The sequence below is a fragment of the Novosphingobium panipatense genome (assembly GCF_900182875.1).
GTDB classification, from domain to species: Bacteria; Pseudomonadota; Alphaproteobacteria; order Sphingomonadales; family Sphingomonadaceae; genus Novosphingobium; species Novosphingobium panipatense.
In genome coordinates this window covers 1-3,296 of record NZ_FXUI01000036.1, presented here as the reverse complement: position 1 = coordinate 3,296, position 3,296 = coordinate 1, and the positions used below count along the sequence as shown (strand labels likewise).

Genomic DNA, 3,296 nt, shown 5'->3' with positions numbered 1-3,296 from the left:
AAACGCGAAGCAGTCAGGCTAAGCGACTGGCCTTTGACGAACTTGACCTCGACGATGCTGCCGGGCTTGGCGAACTCGTCACCGCCCTTTGCCTGCAGGGCGGCAGCCACCCGCATCGCCCGTCCCGGAGAAGCGTCATCGCCGGTGGGGGAGGGCGTTACAGCGTGATCTAGGGCTTGCTCGTCATCCATGCCATGAAGTCTGCGCCGATTCGTCCAGCGTGGGAGAAAATCTGCCTGACCTGTCCTTACGCGTCAAGTCAGGGCAGGATAGACACCGGATTCGGCCCCCAAGAGGTCAGGATGGAACTTCGCTCCGAAGCAGCAAACCATGAGGAAGTGCGGCGAGTCGCGTTTCCAAGCGCCCGGACCCGCGCAAACGGCAGCGCGGACGCCGAAGAAAGTCCCTGACGAACGCTATGGCGAGCGAATCACTCCAGCAGGAAGCTGTCCCCCATACGGTCAGGAAGGCCCCAGCAGGTCAGGTTGCATCCCCCGATCGGTCAGGGAAGCGCCCCCGGAAGGGCAGGCAAAATCCCCCGTCCGGTCAGGATAAGCTTGCTCAAACCCGCAGAAATGCTGTGCTTTCGGCCTCCTGAATCTGAATCCTTTTGAATCGGAAAAGCTTCCGCTGCGAGCAGCGGCGTTTTGATTCTTTTTATTTTGAGAAAGAGATCGGCGTCGCGCCTGATGCAATCGTTCAATCCCCCCGCCTGGAGGGATACGCGAAGTTAGCCGCCTACGATAGGCTGCCGGCCAAATGACCTTGCGCATGGAGGGTGCATGATCAACTTCGCCAAGTTCGAGATCATCGGCCGGATCGGGGAAATCGACGCGCGGCCGAAAGTCACCCTGCTGTCGGTCTGCGCGAATTATCGCCGCAAGGGTGACGATAACGAATGGCAGGAAGACAGCCACTGGAACCGCGTGAGCGTCTTCAGCGAAGGCCAGCGAAAACATATCGCCGACCGGGCTCAAGTCGGGGATCTCGTGCGCATAGCCGGACGGCTCAAGGACAACTCCTATGAACGCGACGGCGCGACGCACTACACAACCGATCGCATCGTCGAGGAATTCGGGATCCTGGCACCCAAAGGCATGCCGGGGTGAAATATCGGGGAGGGGAGGGCGCAATCAGCAGCGGCGCTCCACCACTTCCGAGGATTAGTCGATGCCCATAGCTGCTCCCCATCGCGCCAAAGCCATTGTCGAAGCCCTGGGTGGGATCTGGCGCGGTACGCGCGGCGAATGCCGGTGCCCGGCACATAACGATCATGGTCCCAGCCTGTCGGTACGCCTGGGCGAGCGGGCGATCCTGTTCCACTGCTTTGCCGGCTGCGACACGCGCGATGTTCTGGCTGCTTTGCGCCGGCGCAAACTTCACGATGCGGAGCCGCTCACAATGCCGCGCCCGAAGGCGGCCGCGGACCATCGCGCTCTTGCACTTCGCCTATGGAAGGCGAGCCAGCCCATCGCCGGATCTCCAGCGGCCGATTATCTGGCGGCGCGCGGTCTGCCGCCTCCCTATCCGCGTTGCCTGCGCTACAACCCGCGCACCATCGTCGGGGCCGGTGAGCGCCGCCGGTTCTTTCCGGCGATGATCGCCGCGGTCGAGAATGATCTGGGGGTTGTCGCCGTCCAGCGGACCTGCCTCGATCTCGCCGACATCCTGCACAAACCCATGCCAAAGCCGAAGATTGCCCTTGGCCTTCTCGGCGACGCGGCCATTCGTCTGGCGCCGGCCGGCGAGGAGCTTGGCCTTGCCGAAGGCATCGAGGACGCCCTTTCAGCAATGGCCTGGTTCGGAACGCCCACCTGGGCGCTGGGCGGGGTCGAACGCCTTGGGCTTGTCGCCATCCCCGAACGGGTCAAGCGTATCATCGTCTATGGCGATCGCGGTGCCGCCGCTGCCGCCATGCTCAAAAAAGCCCGCCCCCATCTCACAGCCAATGGACGCGAACTGGTGCTCCGGCTGCCGGAACGGCACGCGGACTGGAATGATGCTTGGCGTGTCCGCCGGGCCGCCGAGGCGGCCTGAAAGGGGAGGGAGCCTTCCGGCTGATGACCTGGCGCTGATGCCAGGTGTCAGACCTGGAGATGCCCCATGGCCACACACCCCCTCGCGCTCACGCTGCCGCTCGATGATCCCGCCCGTACCGCTGCTCAAGGCATAGCCGACCGGCTGTCCGAAGGATGTCCGGTTGCACGTAACGACCTCCTTGCCGAAATGACCTCCGCTTTCGGTGGCTCGAGCGCCGATGGCCTGTGGTCATTGCGCGACGCCTACGATGTGCTCGAACTCGCGCAGGTCCTCCATCTGAAGAACGCGACGCTCCCGGCAGATGCGAATGCGCGGCTCGCCCAGCTGATCGCTATGACGGCGGCGCTTCCCACGCAAAGCGTGCGTAGCGAAACGCAGATCGCGTTCCAGCAATTCTCGACACCGGCGCCGATCGGCTTCCTTGCCGCCAAGGCAGCCGCGATCACGGCACACGATATCGTGCTCGAGCCCTCGGCCGGGACCGGCCTCCTGGCCGTACACGCCCATCTCGCCGGCGCGCGCCTCCTTCTCAATGATATCGATGCCTGGCGCACGCGTTTGCTGCGTCACGCCTTTCCCGAAGGCAGGCTGAGCACGCATGATGGCGAACTGATCGACGATATGCTCGATCCGCAACTGGTGCCGAGCGTCGTGCTCCTCAATCCGCCCTTCTCGCGAAGCCAGGGGCGCGCGCGCGATCGCCATGCCGCGCTTCGCCATTTGCGCTCCGCGCTGTTGCGGCTTGCTCCAGGCGGGCGCTGCGCCGTTATTCTCCCCGACCGCATCGAGACGGAGGACGCGGATTGGCTGCACGCCACTGCGGGCGCGCATGCCCGGCTGCATCTCGACCTGCCGCCCGATGCCTATGCCAAGCACGGCACCGGCCAGGCAGTCCAGCTCATACTCCTCGAAAAGGACGGGGCAGGGGGCTCGGTCCCGCGCCAGACCTGCACGACGCTCGGCGCTGCGCTTGCGGCCATCGATGCGATGGCGACCCCATGCGCGCCGCAGCCGCAGCCGATCTCCCGCCCCAGCGGATTGTTCCGGGGCCTCACGCGGCGGACCCGCCCCGTCTGCTCGCGTGCGGCGGTGACCCTGCCCACGACCCGCGCGGTCGCCTATCACCGTCTCGACGCGCCCGCACCCGCGGGCGAACCGCAAGGGATTTACCTGCCCTATCGGCCGAGCCGTCTGCTGATTGCCGATGCTCGTGAGCACCCAAGCGCGCTGGTCGACTCGCAGGCCATGGGATCGAT

Annotated in this window: 3 protein-coding genes and 2 pseudogenes; 3 read left to right on the top strand and 2 right to left on the bottom strand. The window is 65.0% G+C overall.

Annotated elements, in window-relative coordinates; translation table 11 throughout:
* Both QOL62_RS19410 and QOL62_RS19405 read right to left on the bottom strand, forming a co-directional pair.
* Nucleotides 1-191: pseudogene (locus tag QOL62_RS19410) on the bottom strand (replication initiation protein); the annotation flags it as partial.
* A 311-nt stretch (nt 192-502) separates the two neighbouring features.
* Nucleotides 503-703, bottom strand: a complete 201-nt coding sequence (locus QOL62_RS19405) for a hypothetical protein (RefSeq protein ID WP_013041755.1) — start codon at nt 701-703, stop codon at nt 503-505.
* A 79-nt stretch (nt 704-782) separates the two neighbouring features.
* On the opposite strand from QOL62_RS19405, the gene QOL62_RS19400 reads away from it, so the two are divergent.
* The 3 genes and pseudogenes from QOL62_RS19400 to QOL62_RS19390 form a co-directional block, all read left to right on the top strand.
* Entirely contained in the window at nt 783-1,109 is a 327-nt protein-coding gene (locus QOL62_RS19400; protein ID WP_007688082.1) for a single-stranded DNA-binding protein, read from the top strand.
* 61 nt (nt 1,110-1,170) lie between these two features.
* On the top strand, nt 1,171-2,037 hold the full coding sequence (locus tag QOL62_RS19395; RefSeq protein ID WP_007688081.1) for a DUF7146 domain-containing protein: 867 nt from the start codon (nt 1,171-1,173) through the stop codon (nt 2,035-2,037).
* Between the two features lie 66 nt (nt 2,038-2,103).
* Nucleotides 2,104-3,296: pseudogene (locus QOL62_RS19390) on the top strand (methylase); the annotation flags it as partial.